28 protein-coding genes are annotated in these 22,002 nt (G+C 66.5%); 12 read left to right on the plus strand and 16 right to left on the minus strand.

Features of this window, described 5'->3' with window-relative positions:
* Positions 1-10 precede the first annotated feature (10 nt).
* Positions 11-1,198, minus strand: a complete 1,188-nt coding sequence (locus VA599_RS22025; RefSeq protein ID WP_031295273.1) for an efflux RND transporter periplasmic adaptor subunit — start codon at positions 1,196-1,198, stop codon at positions 11-13.
* A gap of 219 nt (positions 1,199-1,417) precedes the next feature.
* Here VA599_RS22025 and VA599_RS22030 point away from each other — a divergent pair, with 219 nt between their 5' ends.
* From VA599_RS22030 to murA, 5 genes are all read left to right on the plus strand, one after another.
* Positions 1,418-2,065, plus strand: coding sequence for a TetR family transcriptional regulator (locus tag VA599_RS22030; protein WP_021475029.1), 648 nt, complete (start codon positions 1,418-1,420; stop codon positions 2,063-2,065).
* Positions 2,066-2,149: 84 nt separating this feature from the next.
* On the plus strand, positions 2,150-3,052 hold the full coding sequence (locus VA599_RS22035; protein ID WP_104948002.1) for an ABC transporter ATP-binding protein: 903 nt from the start codon (positions 2,150-2,152) through the stop codon (positions 3,050-3,052).
* Positions 3,049-3,804 (plus strand): ABC transporter permease, encoded by a 756-nt coding sequence (locus VA599_RS22040; protein ID WP_070980157.1) that lies wholly within the window; start codon positions 3,049-3,051, stop codon positions 3,802-3,804. The genes VA599_RS22035 and VA599_RS22040 overlap by 4 nt, the downstream gene beginning before the upstream one ends.
* A gap of 27 nt (positions 3,805-3,831) precedes the next feature.
* A complete protein-coding gene (locus VA599_RS22045) occupies positions 3,832-4,077 on the plus strand; it encodes a BolA family protein (RefSeq protein WP_021475026.1) in 246 nt (81 codons plus the stop codon).
* 10 nt (positions 4,078-4,087) lie between these two features.
* Entirely contained in the window at positions 4,088-5,341 is a 1,254-nt protein-coding gene (gene murA, locus VA599_RS22050; RefSeq protein WP_021475025.1) for a UDP-N-acetylglucosamine 1-carboxyvinyltransferase, read from the plus strand.
* Positions 5,342-5,423: 82 nt separating this feature from the next.
* Here the strand turns inward: murA and VA599_RS22055 are convergent, their stop codons facing one another.
* The 10 genes from VA599_RS22055 to dapC form a co-directional block, all read right to left on the minus strand.
* Entirely contained in the window at positions 5,424-6,182 is a 759-nt protein-coding gene (locus VA599_RS22055) for a transporter substrate-binding domain-containing protein (protein ID WP_346790669.1), read from the minus strand.
* A gap of 102 nt (positions 6,183-6,284) precedes the next feature.
* Positions 6,285-6,623, minus strand: a complete 339-nt coding sequence (locus tag VA599_RS22060) for a zinc ribbon domain-containing protein YjdM (protein WP_021475023.1) — start codon at positions 6,621-6,623, stop codon at positions 6,285-6,287.
* 74 nt (positions 6,624-6,697) lie between these two features.
* Entirely contained in the window at positions 6,698-7,516 is an 819-nt protein-coding gene (locus VA599_RS22065) for an MlaA family lipoprotein (RefSeq protein ID WP_346790670.1), read from the minus strand.
* A gap of 2 nt (positions 7,517-7,518) precedes the next feature.
* Positions 7,519-7,806: an STAS domain-containing protein gene (locus VA599_RS22070; RefSeq protein ID WP_104945627.1), complete on the minus strand. Its 288-nt coding sequence runs from the start codon at positions 7,804-7,806 to the stop codon at positions 7,519-7,521.
* Entirely contained in the window at positions 7,806-8,438 is a 633-nt protein-coding gene (locus VA599_RS22075; protein WP_346790671.1) for an MlaC/ttg2D family ABC transporter substrate-binding protein, read from the minus strand. Before VA599_RS22075 ends, VA599_RS22070 begins: the two co-directional genes overlap by 1 nt.
* A gap of 71 nt (positions 8,439-8,509) precedes the next feature.
* Complete coding sequence (gene mlaD, locus VA599_RS22080; protein ID WP_021475582.1) at positions 8,510-8,977, minus strand: outer membrane lipid asymmetry maintenance protein MlaD; 468 nt, start codon at positions 8,975-8,977, stop codon at positions 8,510-8,512.
* Positions 8,978-8,988: 11 nt separating this feature from the next.
* Positions 8,989-9,774, minus strand: a complete 786-nt coding sequence (gene mlaE, locus VA599_RS22085) for a lipid asymmetry maintenance ABC transporter permease subunit MlaE (RefSeq protein WP_346790672.1) — start codon at positions 9,772-9,774, stop codon at positions 8,989-8,991.
* A complete protein-coding gene (locus VA599_RS22090) occupies positions 9,767-10,585 on the minus strand; it encodes an ABC transporter ATP-binding protein (RefSeq protein ID WP_231155063.1) in 819 nt (272 codons plus the stop codon). Before VA599_RS22090 ends, mlaE begins: the two co-directional genes overlap by 8 nt.
* Before the next feature lie 318 nt (positions 10,586-10,903).
* Positions 10,904-11,725: a 2,3,4,5-tetrahydropyridine-2,6-dicarboxylate N-succinyltransferase gene (gene dapD / locus VA599_RS22095; RefSeq protein WP_346790674.1), complete on the minus strand. Its 822-nt coding sequence runs from the start codon at positions 11,723-11,725 to the stop codon at positions 10,904-10,906.
* Between the two features lie 67 nt (positions 11,726-11,792).
* Positions 11,793-12,998, minus strand: a complete 1,206-nt coding sequence (dapC, locus tag VA599_RS22100) for a succinyldiaminopimelate transaminase (RefSeq protein WP_346790675.1) — start codon at positions 12,996-12,998, stop codon at positions 11,793-11,795.
* 55 nt (positions 12,999-13,053) lie between these two features.
* Between dapC and VA599_RS22105 the strand changes: the two genes are divergently transcribed.
* A complete protein-coding gene (locus VA599_RS22105; protein WP_031295651.1) occupies positions 13,054-13,959 on the plus strand; it encodes a DMT family transporter in 906 nt (301 codons plus the stop codon).
* A gap of 23 nt (positions 13,960-13,982) precedes the next feature.
* A complete protein-coding gene (locus VA599_RS22110) occupies positions 13,983-14,558 on the plus strand; it encodes a GNAT family N-acetyltransferase (RefSeq protein WP_234004466.1) in 576 nt (191 codons plus the stop codon).
* 52 nt (positions 14,559-14,610) lie between these two features.
* On the opposite strand, the gene VA599_RS22115 is transcribed toward VA599_RS22110, so the two are convergent.
* The 3 genes from VA599_RS22115 to VA599_RS22125 all read right to left on the minus strand — a co-directional run bounded on the left by VA599_RS22115 (position 14,611) and on the right by VA599_RS22125 (position 17,030).
* On the minus strand, positions 14,611-15,117 hold the full coding sequence (locus VA599_RS22115) for a hypothetical protein (RefSeq protein WP_346790676.1): 507 nt from the start codon (positions 15,115-15,117) through the stop codon (positions 14,611-14,613).
* Positions 15,118-15,487: 370 nt separating this feature from the next.
* Positions 15,488-15,715: a SlyX family protein gene (locus VA599_RS22120; protein WP_021475590.1), complete on the minus strand. Its 228-nt coding sequence runs from the start codon at positions 15,713-15,715 to the stop codon at positions 15,488-15,490.
* Between the two features lies 1 nt (position 15,716).
* On the minus strand, positions 15,717-17,030 hold the full coding sequence (locus tag VA599_RS22125) for a Na+/H+ antiporter family protein (RefSeq protein WP_031295653.1): 1,314 nt from the start codon (positions 17,028-17,030) through the stop codon (positions 15,717-15,719).
* A 208-nt stretch (positions 17,031-17,238) separates the two neighbouring features.
* Between VA599_RS22125 and VA599_RS22130 the strand changes: the two genes are divergently transcribed.
* Both VA599_RS22130 and VA599_RS22135 read left to right on the plus strand, forming a co-directional pair.
* Entirely contained in the window at positions 17,239-17,535 is a 297-nt protein-coding gene (locus VA599_RS22130; protein ID WP_021475592.1) for a DUF2325 domain-containing protein, read from the plus strand.
* A gap of 237 nt (positions 17,536-17,772) precedes the next feature.
* Positions 17,773-18,168: an acyl-CoA thioesterase gene (locus tag VA599_RS22135; RefSeq protein ID WP_346790677.1), complete on the plus strand. Its 396-nt coding sequence runs from the start codon at positions 17,773-17,775 to the stop codon at positions 18,166-18,168.
* 14 nt (positions 18,169-18,182) lie between these two features.
* Here VA599_RS22135 and VA599_RS22140 read toward each other — a convergent pair whose 3' ends face one another.
* Positions 18,183-18,893 (minus strand): ArsR/SmtB family transcription factor, encoded by a 711-nt coding sequence (locus tag VA599_RS22140; RefSeq protein WP_346790678.1) that lies wholly within the window; start codon positions 18,891-18,893, stop codon positions 18,183-18,185.
* Between the two features lie 80 nt (positions 18,894-18,973).
* On the opposite strand from VA599_RS22140, the gene VA599_RS22145 reads away from it, so the two are divergent.
* From VA599_RS22145 to VA599_RS22155, 3 genes are read left to right on the plus strand one after another with little or no spacing between them, the layout of a single operon-like run.
* The gene (locus VA599_RS22145; protein ID WP_346790679.1) at positions 18,974-19,603 is read left to right on the plus strand and encodes a DUF6058 family natural product biosynthesis protein; all 630 of its coding nucleotides are present in this window, start codon (positions 18,974-18,976) and stop codon (positions 19,601-19,603) included.
* Positions 19,600-20,694, plus strand: a complete 1,095-nt coding sequence (locus tag VA599_RS22150) for a cytochrome P450 family protein (RefSeq protein WP_346790680.1) — start codon at positions 19,600-19,602, stop codon at positions 20,692-20,694. The genes VA599_RS22145 and VA599_RS22150 overlap by 4 nt, the downstream gene beginning before the upstream one ends.
* Positions 20,691-21,038 carry an antibiotic biosynthesis monooxygenase family protein gene (locus tag VA599_RS22155; protein WP_021476339.1) on the plus strand — a complete coding sequence of 116 codons (348 nt, stop codon included), beginning with the start codon at positions 20,691-20,693 and terminating at the stop codon, positions 21,036-21,038. Before VA599_RS22150 ends, VA599_RS22155 begins: the two co-directional genes overlap by 4 nt.
* On the opposite strand, the gene VA599_RS22160 is transcribed toward VA599_RS22155, so the two are convergent.
* The gene (locus VA599_RS22160; protein ID WP_021476338.1) at positions 21,030-21,806 is read right to left on the minus strand and encodes a class I SAM-dependent methyltransferase; all 777 of its coding nucleotides are present in this window, start codon (positions 21,804-21,806) and stop codon (positions 21,030-21,032) included. The genes VA599_RS22155 and VA599_RS22160 overlap by 9 nt on opposite strands.
* Between the last annotated feature and the right edge of the window lie 196 nt (positions 21,807-22,002).

Below are 22,002 nucleotides of genomic sequence, written 5' to 3' on the forward strand. Positions count from 1 at the left end.
CCCCCTGGGTTTACGGCTTGGCCGCGGCGGCCGGCGCGCTGGCGTCGGCCTGGAACGGGTGAGGCTTGACCTCGGCGCCCGGACGCAGCTTGATGATGTTGTCGACGACGACCTGGTCACCGGCCTTCAGGCCCTGCTCGACCAGCACGTCCATGCCCACCTCCTGCGAGGTGACGATGGGGCGCGGCGCGGCTTTGCCTTCGGCGCTGACCACCCAAACCATCTTGCCCTGCTGCGTGGTCAGCACCGCGCGCTGCGGCACGGTGATGGCCTGAGTGCGCACCGCGCCGTTCAGCTGCACGCGGACGAACTGGCCGGGCAGGATGCCGCCTTGCGGGTTGGCGAAGGTGGCGCGCGAGCGGATGGTGCCGGTGGTGGTGTCCACCAGGCTATCGGTGAAGTTCAGATGGCCGGATTTGCCGTACATGCTGCCGTCGGGCAGCTTGAGCTGGACTTCGAAACCGCCGCCGTTGGCCAGCTTCAGCTTGCCGGCGTGCTGCATCTTGCGCAGGTTCAGCATGTCGCCGTCGGACATGCTGAAGTTGACGTAGATCGGGTCCAGCTGCGAGATCTTGGTCAGCAGGCTGGCGTCGGCGCTGGTGGCCACCAGGCTGCCCTCGGAGCGGGCTTCCTGGCTGGTGATGCCGGAGATCGGCGCGGTGACGCGGGTGTAGCCCAGATTGATCTGCGCCTGTTCCACCTGCGCCTGCGCGGCGGCGGTGGAGGCCTTGGCCGCGTTGTAGGCGGCCACGGAGTCGTCGCGGTCCTTCTGGCTGACCGCGTTCTCCTTGAACAGCGGCATGATGCGCTCGTAGTCCTGCTTGGTGCGGGCCAGCTGCGCCTGCTGCACCTGCAGATTCGCCTTGGCCTGGTCCAGCGCCGCCTTGAACGGCTCGGGGTCGATCTGGAACAGCAGGTCGCCGGCCTTGACCGGCTTGCCTTCGGCGTAGGCGCGCTTCTGCAGGATGCCGCCGACGCGGGCGCGCACTTCCACTTCGCGCGAGCCGGCCGCCTGGCCGACGAATTCGTATGATACCGGCACGTCGGCCGGCTGCACCTTGATCACGGCCACCGGCACCGGCGGCATCGCGCCGCCGGCTTGGGCGTCGGGTTTCTGGCCGCAGGCCGCCAGGCTGGCGGCCACTACGCCCAGCATCAGCCCGCGCGCGGCGCGCGGGAAAACTGCACTTGCTTGCATGGTCTCGAGTCCTCGAAAGCAGAATCCGGAAAGGTAATGGAGAATTACTTTGTTATTGGGGGAATGGTCTGAGGTGTCATATCCCCGAGTCTGCGCATTTTACATACATACGCGTCTGTATGTAAAATGAAGAAATGTCGAGTCATGTAACAGCTTTGCGATATCGGCTAGGGATAGGCGTTAAAATTCATTAATTAGTACTAGCGTAAAGAATCAGGAATGGCACGGAAAACACGTGAGGAAGCGGAACAGACCCGCCAGCTGCTGCTGGACGCCGCCGAACAGTTGTTCAGCGAGCAGGGCGTGTCGCGCACCACGCTGGCGGAAATCGCCACCGCCGCCGGCTTGACCCGGGGCGCGGTGTACTGGCACTTCCAGAACAAATTGGATCTGTACCGCGCGATGCTGGACCGGGTGTCGCCGTCGTTCGACGACATGCGCGAGCAATTGTTGCTTGTCGCCAACACCGATCCGGCCCAGGCGCTGTGGCAGCACAGCCACCGTCTGCTGGCGCTGATCGAGCATAATCCGCAGGTGAGGCGCATCCTGCTGATCCTGTTCATGCGCAGCGAGCACGTCGGCGAACTGGCGCCGATCCACGAGGAATGCGTCGCCCACATGCACGAGGCGCGCGGGATGCTGAGCCAGGTGGTGCGGGCCGCCAGGGAGCGGGGGCAGACCTATGATTGCGTCGATCCGGACGAAGTGGCGGTGGCGCTGCAGTCGCTGCACGACGGCCTGATGAACCGGCTGCTGGTGGAGACGCCGTGTCCGGACGCCACCCTGGCCGCCAGCCGGCTGTTGCAGTATTTGTACCGCGGCATTTTCCTGCCGCCGGTGATGGAACAACTTACCACTTGCGGCTGAGCCGGCGCTATAATTGCGCTTTTTTCTCAAGCCACTAGCGCGCGTTCATCCGGACGGCATCGCCTTGGTGGCCCCATGGTTTTCATGTCCCACGCAATCGAAATCGAGGCCGTCAGCAAGCGCTACGGCCAGCTGCAGGCGCTGGACCGGGTGAGCTTCGCTGTCGAGCCCGGCGAATTCTTCGCCTTGCTCGGCCCCAACGGCGCCGGCAAGACCACGCTGATCTCGGCGCTGGCCGGCCTGGCCCGTCCCGACAGCGGCAGCATCAGGGTGATGGGCCGCGACGTGGTGCGCGACTTTCGCGACGCGCGGCGCGCGCTCGGCGTGGTGCCGCAGGAACTGGTGTTCGATCCCTTCCTGTCGGTGCGCGAGACGCTGCGCTTTCAGTCCGGCTACTTCGGCCTGGCCCGCAACGAGGCCTGGATCGACGAGCTCCTGTTCAAGCTGGGCCTGGCCGACAAGGCCGACAGCAATATGCGCGCGCTGTCCGGCGGCATGAAGCGGCGGGTGATGGTGGCGCAGGCGCTGGTGCACCGCCCGCCCGTGGTGGTGCTGGACGAGCCCACCGCCGGCGTCGACGTCGAGCTGCGCCAGAGCCTGTGGACCTTCGTCCAGGAGCTGAACCGCGCCGGCACCACCATCGTGCTGACCACCCACTATCTGGAAGAAGCCGAGGCCCTGTGCGGCCGCATCGCCATGCTGAAGAAGGGCAGGCTGCTGGCGCTGGAGAACAAGGACAAGCTGCTGGCGCACAGCGCGCGCCGCGAAGTGGCGGTCAAGCTGTCCGGCCCGCTGCCCGACAGCCTGCTGCCGCGCAAGCTGCGCGACGACGACGGCCGCGCGGTGCTGCAGCTGGCCGACCTGTCGGAGCTGGAGGGCGTGCTCGCCGAGCTGCGCCTGGCCGGCGTGGAAGTGCGCGAACTGAACGTGGTGGAGGCGGATCTGGAAAGCGTGTTCGTCAAGATGATGAATGGAGGCGCGGCATGACCGGCTTCTTCACCCTGTTCAAGAAGGAACTGGTGCGCTTCTGGAAAGTGGCGTTCCAGACCGTGGCGGCCCCGGTGCTGACCGCGCTGATGTACCAGCTGATCTTCGCCCACGTGCTGTCCAAGCATGTCGAGGCCTATCCCGGCGTCGACTACACCGCTTTCCTGATCCCGGGCCTGGCGATGATGTCGATGGCGCAGAACGCCTTCGCCAACAGCTCGTCCAGCCTGATCCAGTCCAAGATCACCGGCAACATCGTGTTCTTGCTGCTGCCGCCGCTGACCGCGGCCGAGTTCTTCTTCGCCTACCTGCTGGCTTCCATCGTGCGCGGCCTGGCGGTGGGCGCCGGCGTGCTCGCCGTCACCGCCTGGTTCGGCCTGCCGCTGCCGGCCCAGCCGCTGTGGGCGCTGGTCTTCGCGGTGCTCGGCTGCGGCGTGCTGGGCGCGCTGGGCGTGATCGCCGGCATTTGGGCGGAAAAATTCGACCAGTTGGCCGCCTTCCAGAACTTTTTGATCATGCCGCTGACTTTCCTGTCGGGCGTGTTCTATTCCATCCACAGCCTGCCGCCGTTCTGGTACGCCGTGTCGCACGCCAACCCGGTGTTCTACATGATCGACGGTTTCCGCTACGGTTTCTTCGGCCAGGCCGACGTCAATCCCTGGCTGTCGGCCGGCGTGGCGGCCGGCAGCTTCGCGCTGCTGTGCGCGCTGGCGCTGGGCATGATCCGCGCCGGCTACAAGCTGCGCCACTGAACCCTATTCGCCATTCGGACAATCAAGATGACCCCTGAGCAAGTCAAACAATATATCGAGGCCGGCCTCGACTGTGTTTTCCTGAAAGTGGAGGGCGACGGCCACCACTTTTACGCCACCGTGGTGTCGGCCGCCTTCGAGGGCAAGCGCCTGATCGACCGCCATCGCATGGTGAAGGAAGTGATAGCCAGCCGCCTGGCCAGCAACGAAATCCACGCGCTCTCCATCGTCAAGGCGGCCACGCCGGACGAGTGGGCCAAACAGCAAGCCTGAAAGCAATACCATGGATAAACTGAAAATCATCGGCAACGGCCCGCTGAACGGCGAGATCCGCGTCTCCGGCGCCAAGAACGCCGCGCTGCCCATCCTCTGCGCCGGCCTCCTGACCGGCGACACCATGCGTTTCACCAACGTGCCGATGCTGCGCGACATCGCCACCACCCAGAAGCTGCTGCAGGGCATGGGCGTGCGGGTGATGACCGACAATGTGCACGAGGTGGAGATCACCGCTTCGCAGCTGGACAGCCTGGTGGCGCCGTACGAGCTGGTGAAGACCATGCGCGCGTCCATTCTGGTGCTGGGTCCGACGCTGGCGCGCTTCGGCGAAGCCACCGTGTCGCTGCCCGGCGGCTGCGCGATCGGCAGCCGCCCGGTAGACCAGCACATCAAGGGCCTGGTGGCGATGGGCGCCGAGGTGTCGATCGAGCACGGCTACGTCAAGGCGCGCGCCAAGCGCCTGCGCGGCGCCCGCATCGTGATGGACATGGTGACCGTCGGCGGCACCGAGAACCTGCTGATGGCCGCCACCCTGGCCGAGGGCACCACCATTCTGGAAAACGCCGCCCGCGAGCCGGAAGTGACCGACCTGGCCCACTGCCTGGTGGCGATGGGCGCCAAGATTTCCGGCATCGGCACCGACCGCCTGGTGGTCGAGGGCGTGGACAAGCTGCATGGCGCCGAGTACGCGGTGATGCCGGACCGCATCGAGGCCGGCACCTTCCTGGTGGCCGGCGCGATGACCCGCGGCCATGTGGTGCTGAAGAACGCCGCGCCTCAGAGCATGGAGGCGGTGCTGGACAAGCTGCGCGAAACCGGCGCGCTGATCGAGTGCGGCGACGACTGGATCTCTCTGGACATGAAGCAGCGCCCCAAGGCTGTCAACTTCCGCACGCTGCCGTACCCGGCCTTCCCGACCGACATGCAGGCGCAGCTGATGACGCTGAACTGCGTGGCCGAGGGCGCTGGCGTGGTGACCGAGACCATCTTCGAAAACCGCTTCATGCACGTGCCGGAACTGAACCGCATGGGCGCCAACATCGAAGTGGAAGGCAACACCGCCATCGTCAAGGGCGTGGAGAAGCTGTCCGGCGCCACCGTGATGGCCACCGACCTGCGCGCCTCCGCCAGCCTGGTGATCGCCGGCCTGGTGGCCGAGGGCGAGACCATCGTCGACCGCATCTACCACCTGGACCGCGGTTACGAGTACATCGAGAAAAAGCTGGGCGCCGTCGGCGCGCTGATCGAGCGCGTCAGCTGAGCGCAGCGCCGTTGATGACGGAAAACGCCGCGGGCCTTCGGGACGCGGCGTTTTTTTGTCTAGTGCCGGCGTTCGCCGCCGCTCACTGGCCGGGGCGGGCGGCGGCGTAGGCCGGCGAGGCGCGCACCTCGGCCACGGCGTCCCATATGCGCCGGGCCAGCGCCGGCTGGCGCAGGTAGAAATCGTGCGAGAAGATCAGGTAATAGGGTTTGACCGCTAGCGGCGGCTCCAGCTTGTCCAGCTTGCCCTGCAGCGACGGGTCGGCGGCGATGGCGTCGTCTGCCGCCCGGCTTTGCAGCGCCGCGCCGTCCACCCTGCCCAGCAGCACCTTGCGCAGGATGACCGCCGCGCTGCGCGAGCTGCTGTCCACCCGCAGATCCCATTGCTGCAACTGGCCGACGATGGAAAAACCGGTCTGGGCGGCGATGCCCTTGTCCGCGTGGGTGATATGGCGGCCGTCCCAACCCAGGCGGCTGTTTTTGGCGCGATAAAGATGATAGCTGTCGGTCAGCATGCGCAGCGCGGCGTCGGGCTGGCCGTGTTTCAGTGGAAACTCGCCCAGCGCCACCCGCTCCGGCGCGTAGCTGACCTTGTACAGGCCGTCGAGGCGGCCGGCCTTGACCTCGGCCATGCAGCGCACCCAGGGCAGCGCTTCGGTCTGGATGGCGATGCCGAGCCGGTCGGCCACCATGCCCATCATGATCTGGCTCAGGCCGCGGCCGTTCTCCAGCAGCCAGGGATAGGATGGCGCGTCCTCATGGCACAAGCGGACGGCGGGAGGCTGGGAGGCGGCCTGGCATAGCCACAGGCAGGAGCATAGCCCGGACAATACGCGGATCATCGATGTCGGCGCTTGGCGATGGAGTTGTCATGAGTATAGAAGGGATGAAAAAAAGGCGGCCCGAGGGCCGCCTTCGTCGATCGCCGGTATCCGCCGCGCGGATCAGGCTTTCTTGACGAATTCCGACTTCAGGCCCATCGCGCCTATGCCGTCTATCTTGCAGTCGATGTCATGGTCGCCGTCCACCAGGCGGATGTTCTTCACCTTGGTGCCGACCTTGACCACTAGCGACGATCCCTTGACCTTCAGGTCCTTGATCACGGTGACGCTGTCGCCGTCCTGCAGTACGTTGCCGACAGCGTCGCGCACCACGCGTTGTTCCTCAGCGGCGGCGGCGGGCTGGTCGCTCCATTCATGCGCGCACTCCGGGCATACGAACAGCGCGCCGTCCTGATAGGTGTATTCCGATCCGCATTGCGGGCAGGCGGGCAATTGGCTCATGGCGGCTCCTGTGTTTTGAAAAAGAAAAACGCCGCCGTCCGGAGGACGGCAGCGGCATGGGACGAGGCGGGCGCTTATTGCGCGGCCGAAGCGGCGATGGCCGCCGCGGGCGCGGACGCTTCCGCCGGCGCGGCTTTGCGTTCTGCCGCCGGGGCGGAACTGTCGCCGCCGCTCACCAGGTCGTCCAGATTGAAGTTGTCCACCGGCTGGGTCGGGTCCGGCTGGCCCAGCTGTTTGGCGCGGTACTGCATGTAGAGGTCACGGGTATAGCTGTAGCGGTCCACTGCCGCGGTATCCAGCAGATTGTCGGCGCCCAGCAGTTTGGCGCGGGTATTGACGCCATAGACGCTATAGAAGGCGATGGCCTCGTTGGTGTTGTGGTAGACCAGCTTTTCCGGACCCGGGCCAGCCAGCGAGGTGGCGAGGCCGGTGCTGTCGCGCACCGTCGAAGGGCCGAAGAAGGGCAGCACGAAATAGCTGCTGTTCTTCCAGCCCCAGGCTGACATGACATCGCCCAGCGAGGTCTTGTTGTTCTTCAGTCCGGCCTGGTCGGCGATGTCGATCAGGCCGAACAGGCCGAAGCCGGTATTCATCGCCACGCGCATGAAGTCGTTGGCGGCTTTTTCCGGCTCGGCGCGCAGGACGTTGAAGGCGAAGCTGTAGACATCCTTCAGGTTGTCGAAGAAGTTGCTCACCCCGGTGCGAATGGGTGAGGGCACGACAGCCTGGTAGCCTTGGGCCACCGGCTTGATCACCCACTGGTCAGCCTTGTCGTTGACCGTGAACATCGCGCGGTTGTACGGCTCGTACGGGTCGTAGGCGGTGGTGGGATGGCTGGCGCAGCCTGCCAGAGCCAGCAGGCTGGCGGCGGCCAGGAGTTTGGCGGGGCGCATGGTCAGTCTCCAGCGCGAAGCAAAGGTTCGAGATTGTACAGGCCGGCCAGCGTGGCGAGGCCGGCGGGGATGCCGGACAGCGTCAGCGGGTGGCCGGCGGCGGCGGCGGCGCGGCGCGCCGACAGCAGCAGCGCCAGCGCGGCGGAGTCGGCGGTTTCCACGCCGGACAGGTCCAGCCGCAGCGGCCCCTGGGCCGCCAGCTGGGCCAGCGGCTGCGCCAAGCCGGCGCAGCTGGCCATGTCGATGCGGCCGGACAGGCTGGCCGCGCCGGGGGTGGTGGCGTTCAGCATCAGCCCTTGCCCTTGGCGGCCGCAGCGGCGGATGCCGGGCCGGCGTTCTTGTCCTGCAGCAGCTTGATCAGGCCATCCACGCCGTTCTTGCGGATTTCCTCATTGAAGCTGTTGCGGTACACGGTCACCAGGCTGGCGCCTTCCACGCTGACGTTGTAGATCTTCCAGCCCTTGTCGCCCTTGTTCAGCACGTAGTCGACGGCCACCGGATTGGCGTTGCCCGGAAGGGTGACGCTGGACTTCACGGTGACGTCCTTGCCGTTGGCGCCGGGCACCGGGTTCGGCTGCACGTTGACCTGGGCGGTCTTGAAGCGGGTCATGGTGGTGGAGTAGGTGCGCACCAGCAGGGTCTGGAATTGCTGGGTCAGCTCATTGCGCTGATCCGGCGACGCCTGGCGCCAGCCCAGGCCGACCGCCAGCGCGGTCATGCGCGGGAAGTCGAACAGCGGCACGGCGACGGCTTCGGCCTGCTGGCGCACTTGCTTGGTGTTCTTGCCATTGTCTTGCTTCAGGATGTCCAGCACTTGGCGCGAGCCGTCCTTGATCAGCTCGACCGGGTTGTCGGCGGCGGCCAGAACCTGGGTGGAGGACAGGCCCAGCATCAGACAGAACAGGGTAAGCAGTTTCTTCATTTGCGACATTCCATTTTTCACTAGTCGGGCGGCACGCGGTGCCGCGAGGAGGGTTGGCCCCGCTTGCGACGCTATTTGCTTGCGTCTTTGCCGGTAAATCCGGTCATGAATTTACCGATCAACTGTTCCAGCACCAGCGCCGATGAAGTGATGGTGATGGTGCCGCCGGGCGCCAGATTGGTTTCCGAACCGCCTTGCTGCAGGCCGATGTACTGTTCGCCCAATAGGCCGGAGGTCAGGATCGAGGCGCTGACGTCGTCGCTGAGCTGGTAGGTCTTGTCGATGTTCAGCGCGACGCGGGCGCGGTAGGTCTTCGGGTCCAGGCGGATGTCGGACACGCGGCCCACCAGCACGCCGGCTTCTTTGACCGGCGCCTTCACCTTCAGGCCGCCGACGTTGTCGAAGTCGGCGTAGACGACATAGGTTTGCGACGCGCTCTGCGGCGTCAGGTTGGCCACTTTCAGCGACAGGAAGACGACGGCGGCGATGCCGAGGGCGACAAAGATGCCGACCCATAAATCAATGGTAGAGCGTTTCATTCGTTTTATTCCTAGAACATGAAGGCGGTCAGCACGAAATCCAAGGCCAAGATCACCAGCGCCGAGGTCACCACGGTGCGGGTGGTGGCGGCCGACACGCCTGCGGCGGTCGGGGTGGCGTCGTAGCCTTCGAACACGGCGATCAGCGTCACGGCGATGCCGAACACCAGGCTTTTGATGATGCCGTTGATCACGTCGTAATGCAGGTCCACATTGCCCTGCATCTGCGACCAGAAGGTCCCGGCGTCCAGGCCTATCATCACCACGCCGACCAGATAGCCGCCGAAGATGCCGACCACATTGAACAGCGCGGCCAGGATGGGCATGGAGATCACGCCGGCCCAGAAGCGCGGGGCGATCACGCGGGCCATAGGATTGACCGCCATCACGCTCATCGCGTCCAGCTGCTCGGTGGTTTTCATCAGGCCGATTTCGGCGGTCATCGCGCTGCCGGCGCGGCTGGCGAACAGCAGCGCGGCCAGCACCGGGCCCAGCTCGCGCAGCAGCGCCAGCGCCACCATCGCGCCCAGCGCGTCGGCGGAGCCGAACTTGGCCAGCGTGGTGTAGCCCTGCAGGCCCAGCACCATGCCGACGAACAGGCCGGAGACGACGATGATGATCAGCGACATCACGCCGGCGAAGTAGATCTCGCGTATCGTCATCTGCAGCCGCAGCAGGCTCTGGCCGCTGTTGAGCAGGATGGCGGCCAGGAAGCGGGCGGCGAAGCCCAGCCGCCAGACAGCGTTGATGGTGGCGTGGCCGAGGCGGCGCAGCGGCGAGGTCAGAAAATCAAGCATGCCCGCCTCCTTGCAGACCCAGGTCCGCCGCCAGCGAGGTGGCGGCGGGGAAGTTGTAGTGCACCGGGCCATCGGCCTCGCCGTTGATGAACTGCTTCACCCACGGGGAGTCGGACGCGCGGACTTCGTCCGGCGAGCCCTGGGCGATGATCTGGCCATTGGCGACGAACAGCACGTGGTCGACGATGGCCAGCGACTGGTGCACGTCGTGCGTCACCATCACCGCGGTGGTGCCCAGCGCGTCGTTCAGCTTCTTGACCAACAGCGCGATCACGCCCAGCGAGATCGGGTCCAGGCCGGTGAAGGGCTCGTCGTACAGCATCAGCTGCGGGTCGAGCGCGATCGCGCGCGCCAGCGCGACGCGGCGCGCCATGCCGCCGGACAGCTCGGCCGGCATCAGCTTTTGGGTGCCGCGCAGGCCCACCGCCTCCAGCTTCATGGTGACGAGATCCTGGATCATGCTTTCCGGCAGCTTGGTGTGCTCGCGCAGCGGGAAGGCGACGTTGTCGGCGACCGACAAGTCGGTGAACAGCGCGCCGAACTGGAACAGCATGCCCATGCGGCGGCGGTGCTGATACAGCTCGGACTGGCTCATCCGCGCGATGTCGCGGCCGTCGACCAGCACTTCGCCCGACTGCGGGCGAATCTGACCGGAGATCAGCCGCAGCAGCGTGGTCTTGCCGCTGCCGCTGCCGCCCATGATGGCGACCAGCTTGCCGCGCGGCACGCTGAGAGTAAGGTTCTTCAGGATGGGCCGATCGCCGTAGGCGAAGCTGACGTTCCTGAATTCGATGAAATGGTCTGTGGACACAAAAATTCCAAACAGCTTGAAAGAGGGATCGGTTGTCTGACCCTGTAGCGGCGGCGAAATTCAACCTGTTTCGCTTGCGGAGCGAATCTGGCCGGCCGCGGTTTATGGTAGCGTACTATCCGGTCTCGAATAGCTGGATTTTATAGCGTTGGCGACTTTGCGCCAAATCTCGCTATGTTACGGTGTGCAAAATCGCCGCAATTTGATGCCCATGTCATCGCGACAGGGGCAGGGGTGTTGCCATAATGGCACACCGGCCGCGACCGGGGATCGGTTCGCGGCCGGCGCAAAGACGCCGGGAGGCGTCTTGGATCGGGATCACACGCCGCGCAGCAGCTCGTTGATGCTGGTCTTGCTGCGGGTTTGCGCGTCCACTTTCTTGACGATCACCGCGCAGTACAGGCTGTGGCTGCCGTCCTTGGACGGCAGGTTGCCGGACACCACCACCGAGCCCGGCGGCACGCGGCCGTACATCACTTCGCCGGTTTCGCGGTCGTAGATCTTGGTGGACTGGCCGATGTAGACGCCCATCGAGATCACCGAGCCTTCGCCGACGATCACGCCCTCGACGATTTCCGAGCGCGCGCCGATGAAGCAGTTGTCCTCGATGATGGTGGGGTTGGCTTGCAGCGGCTCCAGCACGCCGCCGATGCCGACGCCGCCGGACAGGTGCACGTTCTTGCCGATCTGGGCGCAGGAGCCGACGGTGGCCCAGGTGTCCACCATCGCGCCTTCGTCGACGTAGGCGCCGATATTGACGTAGGACGGCATCAGCACGGTGTTCTTGGCGATGAAGCTGCCCTTGCGCGCCACCGCGCCCGGCACCACGCGGAAGCCGGCTTCCTGGAAGCGGGCCTGGTTCCAGTCGGCGAACTTGGTGTCGACTTTGTCGAAGTAGCGATTGACGCCGTCGTCCTGCATCGCGTTGTCGCGGATGCGGAAGGACAGCAGCACCGCCTTCTTCACCCATTGGTTCACCACCCAGTCGCCGCCTTGCTTCTCGGCGACGCGCAGATGGCCGTTGTCCAGTTCCGTCACGACCTGCTCAATGGCGGCCTTCAGTTCCGGCGACACGGTGGCGGGGGTGATTTCAGCGCGGTTTTCGAATGCCTGTTCGATCAGGCTTTGGATCGGATGCATCTGGTTCAGTCCTTTGGCAATGTGAATCGAAGTCGTCATCTGTGATTCTGGGTCCTGTGGCGGAGCGTCACGCCGGCATTGCGGCGCTCTGGGTCTGGATGAATTCTACAATCCTTTGCGCGGCGGCCACGCATTCGGCCTGCTCGGCCACCAACGCGATGCGCACGTAGCCGCGGCCGGGGTTGGCGCCGTGGGTGTCGCGGGCGAGGAAACTGCCCGGCAGCACGGTCACGTGCCGCTGCTCGAACAGCGCGCGGGCGAAGGCCACGTCGTCGCCGTCCGGTACCCTGGCCCACAGGTAGAAGCCGGCTTCCGGCATCTCCACCTCGAGAACCGGCTGCAGCAGCGGCAACACCGCAGCGAATTTGGCGGCGTAGGCGGCCCGGTTGGACTCGACGTGAGCCTCGTCGTTCCAGGCGGCGACGCTCGCCGCCTGCACGGTCAGGCTCATCGCGCTGCCGTGGTAGGTGCGGTACAGCAGAAACTGCTTCAGCACCGCCGCGTCGCCGGCGACGAAGCCGGAGCGCATGCCAGGCACATTGGAGCGCTTGGACAGGCTGGTCAGCATCACCAGCCGTTCCAGGCTGCGGCCGAGCGCGCGGGCGGCGGACAGGCCGCCCAGCGGCGGCGCGTCGAAATAGATCTCGGAATAGCACTCGTCGCTGGCGATCACGAAGCCGTAGCGGTCTGACAGCGCGAACAGCTGGTCCCAGGCGGCCAGGTCCATCACCGCGCCGGTGGGGTTGCCGGGGCTGCAGACGATCACCAGCTGCGCGCGCCGCCATACGTCCGCCGGCACGCCGTCCCAATCCGGCTGGAAGCGGTTCGTCGCTTCGCAATTCAGGTAATGGAGCTCGGCGCCGGCCAGCAGTGCCGCGCCCTCGTAAATCTGGTAAAAGGGATTGGGAGACACCACTACCGGTTTGGCCGCGCCGCCGGCGTCGATCAGGCACTGGGTCAGCGAGAACAGCGCCTCGCGGCTGCCGTTGACCGGCAGCACTTCGCCCGCCGGATCCAGCTTCGCGCCGTAGCGGCGCTCGGCCCAGTCGGCGCAGGCCTGGCGCAGCGCCGGAGTGCCTTGCGTCGCCGGGTAGCCGGACAGGCCGGCGAGATTCGCGCACAGCGCGTCCTTCACTAGTTGCGGCGCCGGATGCTTGGGCTCGCCCATCGCCAGGCTGATGTGCGGCAATGCCGCTGGCGGCTTGGCGTCGGCCAGCAGCGTCGCCAGGCGCTGGAACGGGTAGGGGTGCAATTGGTCCAGGCGGGGATTCAAAGCGGCGTCTCCATTGGAAATTCGGCACAGGCAATCGACCATCTTAAGAACAGCCATGACACCTGTAAAACAAAAAATCGTCGCTACCTCCGGCATCCTCACCACCGCGTTGGTGTGGGGGCTGATGTGGTACCCGTTCCGCAGCCTCAACGCCCAGGGCGTCAGCGTGCCCATGGCCTCGCTGGCCACCTATCTGGTCACCATCGCCGCCGGCCTGACGCTGTTCTTCAAAGTGTACCGGCGTCAGTTCCATTTCGAGCCGGTGCTGGTGCTGCTGACACTGTTGTTCGGCTGGTGCAATTTCAGCTACACGATGGCGGTGGCCGAAGGCCATGTGATGCGGGTGCTGCTGCTGTTCTACCTGTCGCCGCTGTGGACCGCGCTATGGTCGCGGCTGCTGCTGCACGAGCACCTGACCGGCCGGGGCTGGGCGGTGGTGGGGTTGTCGCTGCTGGGCTGTGGTGTGTTCATCTACCGGCCGGAGCTGTTCGCCGGCGAGCTGCCGCTGACCCACCGCTACGAGTGGCTGGCGCTGTCGGGCGGCATGGCCTTTGCGCTGGGCAATGTGATCAGCCGCCGCTCGCACGGCATCCCGGTGCCGGTGAAATCGGCGACGGTGTGGTTCGGCGTGGCGCTGATCGGCGCGTTCAGCTTGCTGCAGAGCGGCGATCTCCCCAGGATGCTGGAGATCCCGGCCGAGAGCTGGCTGGTATTGTCGATTTTGGGCGTGGTGCTGCTGTGCACCAGCGTGGTGTCGCAGTACGGCCTGTCCATCATGCCGGCCACCCAGGCGATGACGCTGATGCTGATGGAGCTGGTGTTCGCCGCGGTGTCGGCCTATCTGCTGGCCGGCGAGAAAATGTCGCTGCAGGAGTGGCTGGGCGGCGCGTTGATCGCCGGCGCCAGCCTGCTGTCCGGCGGCATGAGCCGGCCCGGCAGCAAGCCGCAGCCCACGCCTTGAGTATCGAGAATCGGAAAGACAAGATGCAGATCAGATTGATGGAGCCGCGGGATTTCGCGGCGTTCTGGCCGGTGTTCCGCGAAGTGGTGGCCGCCCGCGAAACCTACGCTTTCGATCCGGACATGGACCAGGAGGCGGCGCGCCGGCTGTGGTGCGAGGCGCCGCTGGAAACCTGGCTGGCGGAAGAGGATGGCCAGTTGCTGGGCAGCTATTTCCTCAAGGCCAACGCCGCCGGGCCCGGCGGCCATGTCGGCAATTGCGGCTACATGGTGGCGCCGGCGGCGCGCGGCAAGGGCGTGGCCCGCGCGATGTGCGAGCATTCGCAGCAACGCGCGCGGGAGCGGGGATTTCTGGCGCTGCAGTTCAACAGCGTGGTGGCCACCAACGCGGCGGCGGTGGCGTTGTGGCAGAAGCTGGGCTTCGACGTCGTCGGCCGGCTGCCGCGGGCCTACCGCCACCCGGCGCACGGGCTGGTCGACTGCCTGGTGATGTACAAATGGCTGGGCGAGGCGGAAAAGCCGGCGATGCCGGAGCCGGTCAAGCTGATCGGCCGCAAGAACATCGAGGCGACGGTGTCGCGGCGGCGCAAGCGGAACTGAAGCAAAGCGGGCCGCCCCGCGGCGGGAGCCGGCGGGGCGGGAGGCTGGGGGCTTACAGATTGTCCAGGTACTGTTGCAGCGCCCGGATATTGTTGTCGTAGGCGGCCGGGGTGCCCAGTTCGACGCTGCCGCTGCGCACGTAGTAGGCGAACGCCACGCCGCGGGTATCGAAGAAGGGCAGGAAGTCGTCCGGCTGCAGCGTGCTGCCGTTCAGGCCGATCGCCCAATTATTGGCCTTGTAGTGGTTCAGCTGCGTGATCGCGCCGTGCACGGCGATGCCCTCGGAGCTGCGGATCAGCGCGACGTAGTGGTTCAGCGTGTCGATGTTGATCTGATAGGCCGACGACTCGCCGACGCTGACGCCCTGCGCGCGGACGTAGTAGGCGAACGGCAGCTGGCGCTCGGTGAAGAAGGCCAGGAAGTTGTCCGGCGCCAGGTTGTCGCCGTTCAGGCCGATCGCCCAGTTTTTCGACTGATACTCCTTCAGCTGTTTGACGACGCCGTCGGCGGCTTCGATTTCCTGCCTGGCGGGAACGTTCACTGCGATGCTGTGTGCCATGTCGGATACTCCTGCTTTGGGTTGGTCAACAGCAGAAGGCGGGGGGGCGTGTCGCGGTCATGGAAGGTCTCCGTTTCAGGGTAGTGGCCGCAGAGGCGGCGGAAAGTGAGACCAGCCTACCGTTGGCGGCCGGGCGCGGATACTGGGATTGCGGCCAGCCGATTTATGTCGGCAGATATCCTATAAAAGCAGGTATATCGACGCATTTGTCTGCATGATTTCGTATTTGCAAACCTGTTTTTCCGATAAGGCGGGAGGAAGGCGTGTCCGCCGTTGGCATGCGGCGGCACGCGTCAGGGGGAGAGGGCAGGCGGATGGCCGCCGGCGGCGCGGGATGCGCCGGCCGGCATCTTGAGCGCCGGGAGGCGGGTCAGTAGTGCGGCGGAATCTCGTCCCGCGGCGAGCCGCCGGGGCCGTCGTCCGGCTGCGCGCTCCTGAACTGCTGGTACAGCAGGCGGATTTGCTGTTGCAGCAGGTCGATTTCCTTCTGCTGGCGCGCGACGGTGGCGTTCAGCGCGTCCAGTAGCTCGTCCTGGAAGGCGAGGCGCACTTCCAGCGCCTCGACGCGGTTTTCGTTTTCGGTGTTCATGCCCGCCATTCTACAACACCATCGCCGCGATCCAGCCGGCGGTCATCAGCGGCAGATTGAAGTGCAGGAAGGTGGGGATCACCGTGTCGCGGATGTGGTCGTGCTGGCCATCCAGATTCAGGCCCGAGGTCGGGCCCATCGTCGAATCCGACGCGGGCGAGCCGGCGTCGCCCAGCGCGCCCGCGGTGCCGATGATGGCCACGGTGGCCATCGGCGAGAAGCCCAGGTGGGCGCACAGCGGCACGTAGATGGCGGTGAGGATGGGCACGGTGGAGAACGACGAGCCTATGCCCAGCGTCACCGTCATGCCGATGGCCAGCATCGCCAGCGCCGCAAGCGAGCGCTGACCCTCGAACAGCGCCGCGCCGGCCTTGACCAGCGGCGCGATCTCGCCGCTGGCGCGCAGCACTTCGGCGAAGCCCTGGGCGGTGATCATGGTGAAGCCCACCATCGCCATCATCTTCATGCCCTCGTTGAACACGCCGTCGGCGTCCTTCCACTTGACCACGCCGGCAGCGAGGAACAACAGGAAGCCCGACAGCGCGCCCATGATCATCGAGTCGGTGTACAGCTGCACCGAGAACGCGGCGACGATGGCGGCGAAGGCGGTGGCCAGCGACTTGCGGCTGACGCGGGCGTGGGTGCGCTCGGCGTTTTCGATCTTGCCCAGCGAGTAGCGGCGCGGCTTGCGGTAGCTGACGAACACCGCCGACAGCAGGCCCGCCACCATGCCCAGCGCCGGAATCGCCATCGCGTGCATCACGTTGATGCCCGAGGTGTCCATGCCGGCCTTGGCGGCGTTGCCCAGCAGGATCTGCTTCAGGTAGATGTCGCCGAAGCCCACCGGGAACACCATGTAGGGCGTCACCAGGCCGAAGGTGATCACGCAGGCCACCAGCCGGCGGTCCAGCTGCAGCCGCGCCATCACGTACAGCAGCGGCGGGATCAGCATCGGGATGAAGGCGATGTGGATGGGCACCAGGTTCTGGCTGGCGACGCTGACGCAGCCCAGCAGCCCGATCAGCGTCCATTTCAGCTTGCGGTGGGCGCTGGCGTGCTCCAGCTTCTTCACCGCCAGGTCGGCCATCGCGTGGGGCAGGCCGGACTTGGCGATGGCGACGGCGAAGGCGCCCAGCAAGGCGTAGGACAGCGCCACCGAAGCGCCGCCGGTGATGCCCTGGTTGAAGGCGGCGAGGGTGGCGGGCAGCGACAGTCCGCCGGCGAGGCCGCCGACCAAGGCGCCGATCAGCAGGCTGATGACGACATGGGTGCGCAGCAGGGTCAGGGTGAGCATGGCGCCCACGGCTAGAACAACGGCATTCATTTGTATAGACAAATCAGTGGCTTATGCGCGGCTGCGCGGGGCGGGCAGGGTAACGGGTTTGTCGGGGCCTGTCTAGCAGTCTGACCTTTCATGTCATCTATATATCAAATTGATATTGAAATAAAATTTATTATTACTTTGAGAGATTAGGAGGCCGCTTTACAGTCAAACCATCACCCGATTCCGCGCGAAGCGGCAAGGAGGCAAGATGGAAGCGCTGCTGGTGGGAGCCGATAGCCTGGGCAATATTCCCGAGGTGCTGAGCCTGTACGACATCCGCATCGCCCGCCACATCTGCGGCCGCAACGTCGCGCATCAGCGCAAGGCAGCGCTGCCCGGCCGGCCGGACGTGTTGATCCTGCTCACCGATTTTCTCGGCCACAACGTGATGCGGCATTACCGCGACCGCGCCGCCGCGCTGGGCATCCCGGTGCTGGCCTGCCGCCGCTCCGCCACCGCGGTCGAGCAGCGCTTGCGCCACCATGGCTGGAGGAGGCTGTCATGATTTTCTCCGGCAATGAAAACTGGCTGGCCTGGCTGCTGGGCCGCACCGCGCTGCAGGCGCCGCCCAAGGTGGAATGGCGGCGGGTCGCGCCGCCGCCGTCGCCCTCCAAGCGCTGAAAGCGGGTGGCTGCGCTGGTTCCCTGGGCGCCTATCTGAGAAACTCCCTGCCATCGTCGGCGTCCAAGCGGCTTGTCCGCCGCGGCGGGCGCTTCATCGTTTCGAAACAGGGAACCGCTTGATGTCAGTCTTTTCCGTTGAATTCAAAGTGCGCGACTACGAGTGCGACATGCAGGGCATTGTCAACAACGGCGTCTATTTCAATTATCTGGAGCACGCCCGGCACGAGTTTCTGCTGGCCAAGGGCATAGACTTCGCCCAACTGGCGCGCGACAAGATCAACCTGGTGGTGGTGCGCTCGGAGATGGACTACAAGGCCTCGCTGACCAGCGGCGACGTTTTCGCCGTCACCGTGGCTTTCGAAGCGGTGTCCAAAGTGCGCTTCGGCTTCCGCCAGCAGGTGGTGCGCGAGTCCGACGGCAAGGTGGTGCTGGATGGCCTGGTGATCGGCACCGCGATCAACGAGCGCGGCCGCCCCGCCATTCCGGAAGGCTTTGCCGAGCGGCTGACCGCCTGAGTCTGCCGTAGCGTCTATTCAATCAGCGTTTCCGGCCGGATGCCCCACTGCTCTCGCAGGAAGGCTTGCCCGGCCGGCGTGACGCGCAGCGAGCGGCTGTCCAGCCGCCGCTCCACCCAGTTCCGCCGCAGGAATTCCCGGCACAATGCCGCGCCGAGGGCGCCGGCCAGGTGCGGGCGCCGCTCGCTCCAGTCCAGGCAGGCCCGCGCCAGCGGCCGCTTGCCGCCGGCCGGCGCGTCCACCGCCAGCGTCGCGGCGAACCAGCCGCGGCCGGCTGCCGTCACCGCGAACTGCCTGTCCTCATCCAGCAATAGCAATCCGTTTTCCAGCATCGCGTCGGCGATGGCGATGCCCAGCCTGCCGGCCAGGTGGTCGTAGCAGGTGCGCGCTAGCCGCAGTTCCGGCGCGACCCGGCTGGCCGCGCGCGGCCGGGCCAGATCGTGGCCGTGGGCGGCGGCGCTCAGCGCCTCCAGCGCCTGGGCGATGGCCGCGTTGGCCAGCAGGTAGTAGCGATGGCGGCCATGCCGCTCCACCTTGACCGCGCCGCCTTGCAGCAGCTTGGCCAGGTGGTTGCTGGCGGCCTGGGCGCTGAGGCCGGCGTGCTGCGCCAGTTCGCTGGCTGGGTAGCTGCGGCCGTCCAGCATCAACAGCAGCATGAGGGCGCGGCCGGGATCGGCCAGCAGGCTGGCTAGGCGGCTGATGTCGGGGAGATGGGTGTCGGTCATGGTTCACTCCAGCGTGAAACATTGTGGCAGTTCGCCGGCTACGATACGGACATTCGAACGACATGCCAAGGAGTTGAGCCATGCGAGCCCTGCTGGATTATCTACACACCTATTTCTTGAGCGAGCCGCAGCTGCTGTTCCGCTGCGGCCTGGCGCCGGGGCGGCTGGCGGCGTTGCAGAGCGAGGGCTGCGCGCCCCTGCCTTCTTACAAGGTGCGCTGTGCCGGCGCCGTCACGTCTTATTTCGGCGAGCAGGCGCTGGACGGAGAGTTGGCTTGGTATCCGCAGGCGATGGCCGAGTGGCTGATCGAGGCCGAGCATGCCGACGCGGCGACGCTGCGCACGCGTTTTGAGCGGCGCTACCGGGCGGAACTGGCGCGTCTGGCGGAGCAAGGGCTGCCCACGGTCGAATCAATTGGCGGTTTGGATGAAGAGTGGGCGCATTTCCTGGCCGGCACCTACGGCGTCTGCACCCGCCACGGGCGGGCGGAGCAGATCGCGGCCAAGGGCGCGATGGTGGCCTTGATCGACCGGCTGACCGAGCGTCAGACCCGGCCGGCGTTGCCGGAGCCCGAGCTGGCCTTGCTGCGCCGCGCGGTGGACCTGCTGGATGAGGCCGAGGCATGGTTCGCGCCGCATGAGCGCGCGGCCAGCTCCCGCGCGCGCTGCGTCGACGGCGTGCGGCGGCAGTATCTGAGAGGCGAGGCATGAACGGCTGGCCGGAGCATGCGCTGGCCGCCGCCAGCCATCCCGATCCTTATCCTTATTACCGGGCGCTGGCCGAGGATGGCTGGCGGCGCGACGCGAAGCTGGGATTGTGGCTGGCCGCCTCGCGCCGGGCGGTGGGTGCGGTGCTGGGCAGCCCCGTCTGCCGGGTGCGGCCGGCGCGGGAACCGGTGCCGGCGGGCATCGCCGGGTCGCCGCTGGGAGAGGTGTTCGGCCGCTGGCTGCGGATGAGCGAGGGCGACGCGCATGCCCGCTTGCGGACGGCGGTGGGCGAGGGCTTGGCGGCCTTGCCCTGCAATGAGGCGGAGCAGACGGCGCGGCGGCTGGCGTGGGCTTTCCTGACGGCTGGAGCGGTCGATGGCCGCCGCTTGGACAGCTTGGTCGATTTCCTGCCGGTCGCCACGCTGGCTTCGCTGTTGGGGTGGCAGGAAGCCGCGCTGGCAGAGGCGGCGGCAGGGATCGCGCGGGTGTGCCGGGCCTTGGCGGCCGATGCCGACGCCGTTGCGCGCGAACGGGGCGCGGAGGCTTGCGGGACCTTGCTTGCCGATCTCGCCGCGCTGCCGGCCGAGGGGGGGCTGAGGCGCTGGCGCGCCGAGTTTGCCGGTCTCGACGCTGCCGTCTTATGCGCCAATCTGCTCGGCATCCTGTTCCAGAGCCGCGATGCCGGCGCGGGGCTGCTGTCGGCCGGCATCGCCTGGCGTTGCCTGGGCGAATGGAACCATGCCGATCCCGGCGAGTGGCGCGCGCGTTTGCGGCAGGATCCGGTGTTGCACCACACCCGGCGCTTCGTCGAGGCGGATGCGACGCTGGCCGGCCAGACCTTGCGGGCCGGCGACCAGGTGCTGGTGTTGTTGGCCGCCGCCGCGCATGACCCGGCAGCGCCGGGCGAGGCCATGGATTTCGGCCGCGGCCGGCACGCTTGTCCGGGGGAGGCGCAGGCCTTGGCCATCGCCCGGGGCGCGCTGGACGCGTTGGAAGAGAGCCGTCCGGATTGGCGGGCCTTGGGCGGCGGCATCGTTTTCCAGGGGCCGCCCAATGTCAGGATGCGCCGCTTCGGCGCGGGAGAACGAGCATGATCGCGGTGATATTCGAGGCGACGCTGGCCGAGGGCGGGCGCGGGGCCTATCTGCAATGGGCGGCGCGGTTGGCGGAGCAGCTGCGGACGATGGACGGTTTTGTCTCCATCGAGCGTTTCCAGAGCCTGAATCAGCCGGACAAGCTGCTGTCGCTGTCGTTCTGGCGGGACGAGGCGGCGCTTGCCGCCTGGCGCAATCTGGAGTCGCACCGGATGGCGCAGGCCGCGGGAAGGGGAGGCGTGTTCGCCGACTATCGGCTGCGGGTGGCGGCGGTGCTGCGCGATTACGGCATGAACGAGCGCGGGCAGGCGCCGACGGACAGCCGCTCCGTACACTCAGCCTGAGGCCAGCGCCTTGATCACGTAGAGGTCGAAGCGGGTGGATTTGCCGTCCAGCACCGCCGACGGCTTCACGCCGGCGATGGCCGCGCCCAGGCGCGGCCGTTTCACAACCACCCGCACCTTGGCGGCGGCTATGGCGGCGGCCAGCAGCTCGGCGCTGTCCATGTCGTCGCCTATCACGTGCTGGAAGGCCTGCATGTCTTTCTTGGCGGCGGCGGATTTCTTGTCGGTGTCGGGGAACATCGGATCGACGAAGACCACATCCGGCCGCTGGTCGGCCGATAATCCCGCCAGCCAGTCGCGTGAGTTGGCGTGCACCAGCGTCATCCGCGCGGCGATGTCGCGGGTGGCTTCGTCGCGCTCCGCTCGCTCCAACGCGTCGGCCAATAGCGCCGCCGCCACTGGCGAGCGCTCCACCATCGTCACCCGGCAGCCCAGGGTGGCCAGCACGAAGCTGTCGCGGCCCAGGCCGGCGGTGGCGTCCGCCACGTGGGGCAAATCCTTCGCCCCTTTCAAACCCACCGCCTTGGCCACCGGCTGGCCACGGCCGCCGCCTTGTTCGCGGCGGTGCCGAGCCGCGCCTTCGACGAATTCGGCGTACACCGCGCCGTGTTTGCCGGTGGTCAGCAATTCCAGTCGCTCGGAGCCCAGCTCCAGCCAGTAGCCGTCGGCTGGGCGCTGCTTGATCAGGGGCAGGGCGAAGCGTTCGCTCAGGCGGCGGGCGGCGTCGAGGCGGGCAGGCTCGGCGCAGTAAAGCGGTGTGGCGGTCATCGGGAATCCTTCAAAACTGTTGCGCACGATACGGGATGCGAGGCCTCGTCGCAAGCGGCCGCGCCGGGATGGCGCGCGTCGCGCGCGAGGGTGATACGTAGATTTATCTAAAGGACCTTTACTCATACGACATTTTTTTATGCCCTCAACTAGTCTATTTCTGTAGCAGGGGCATTTTTATTCAAACGCAATCGGC

The organism is Chromobacterium indicum (assembly GCF_039708975.1).
GTDB lineage: Bacteria > Pseudomonadota > Gammaproteobacteria > Burkholderiales > Chromobacteriaceae > Chromobacterium > Chromobacterium piscinae.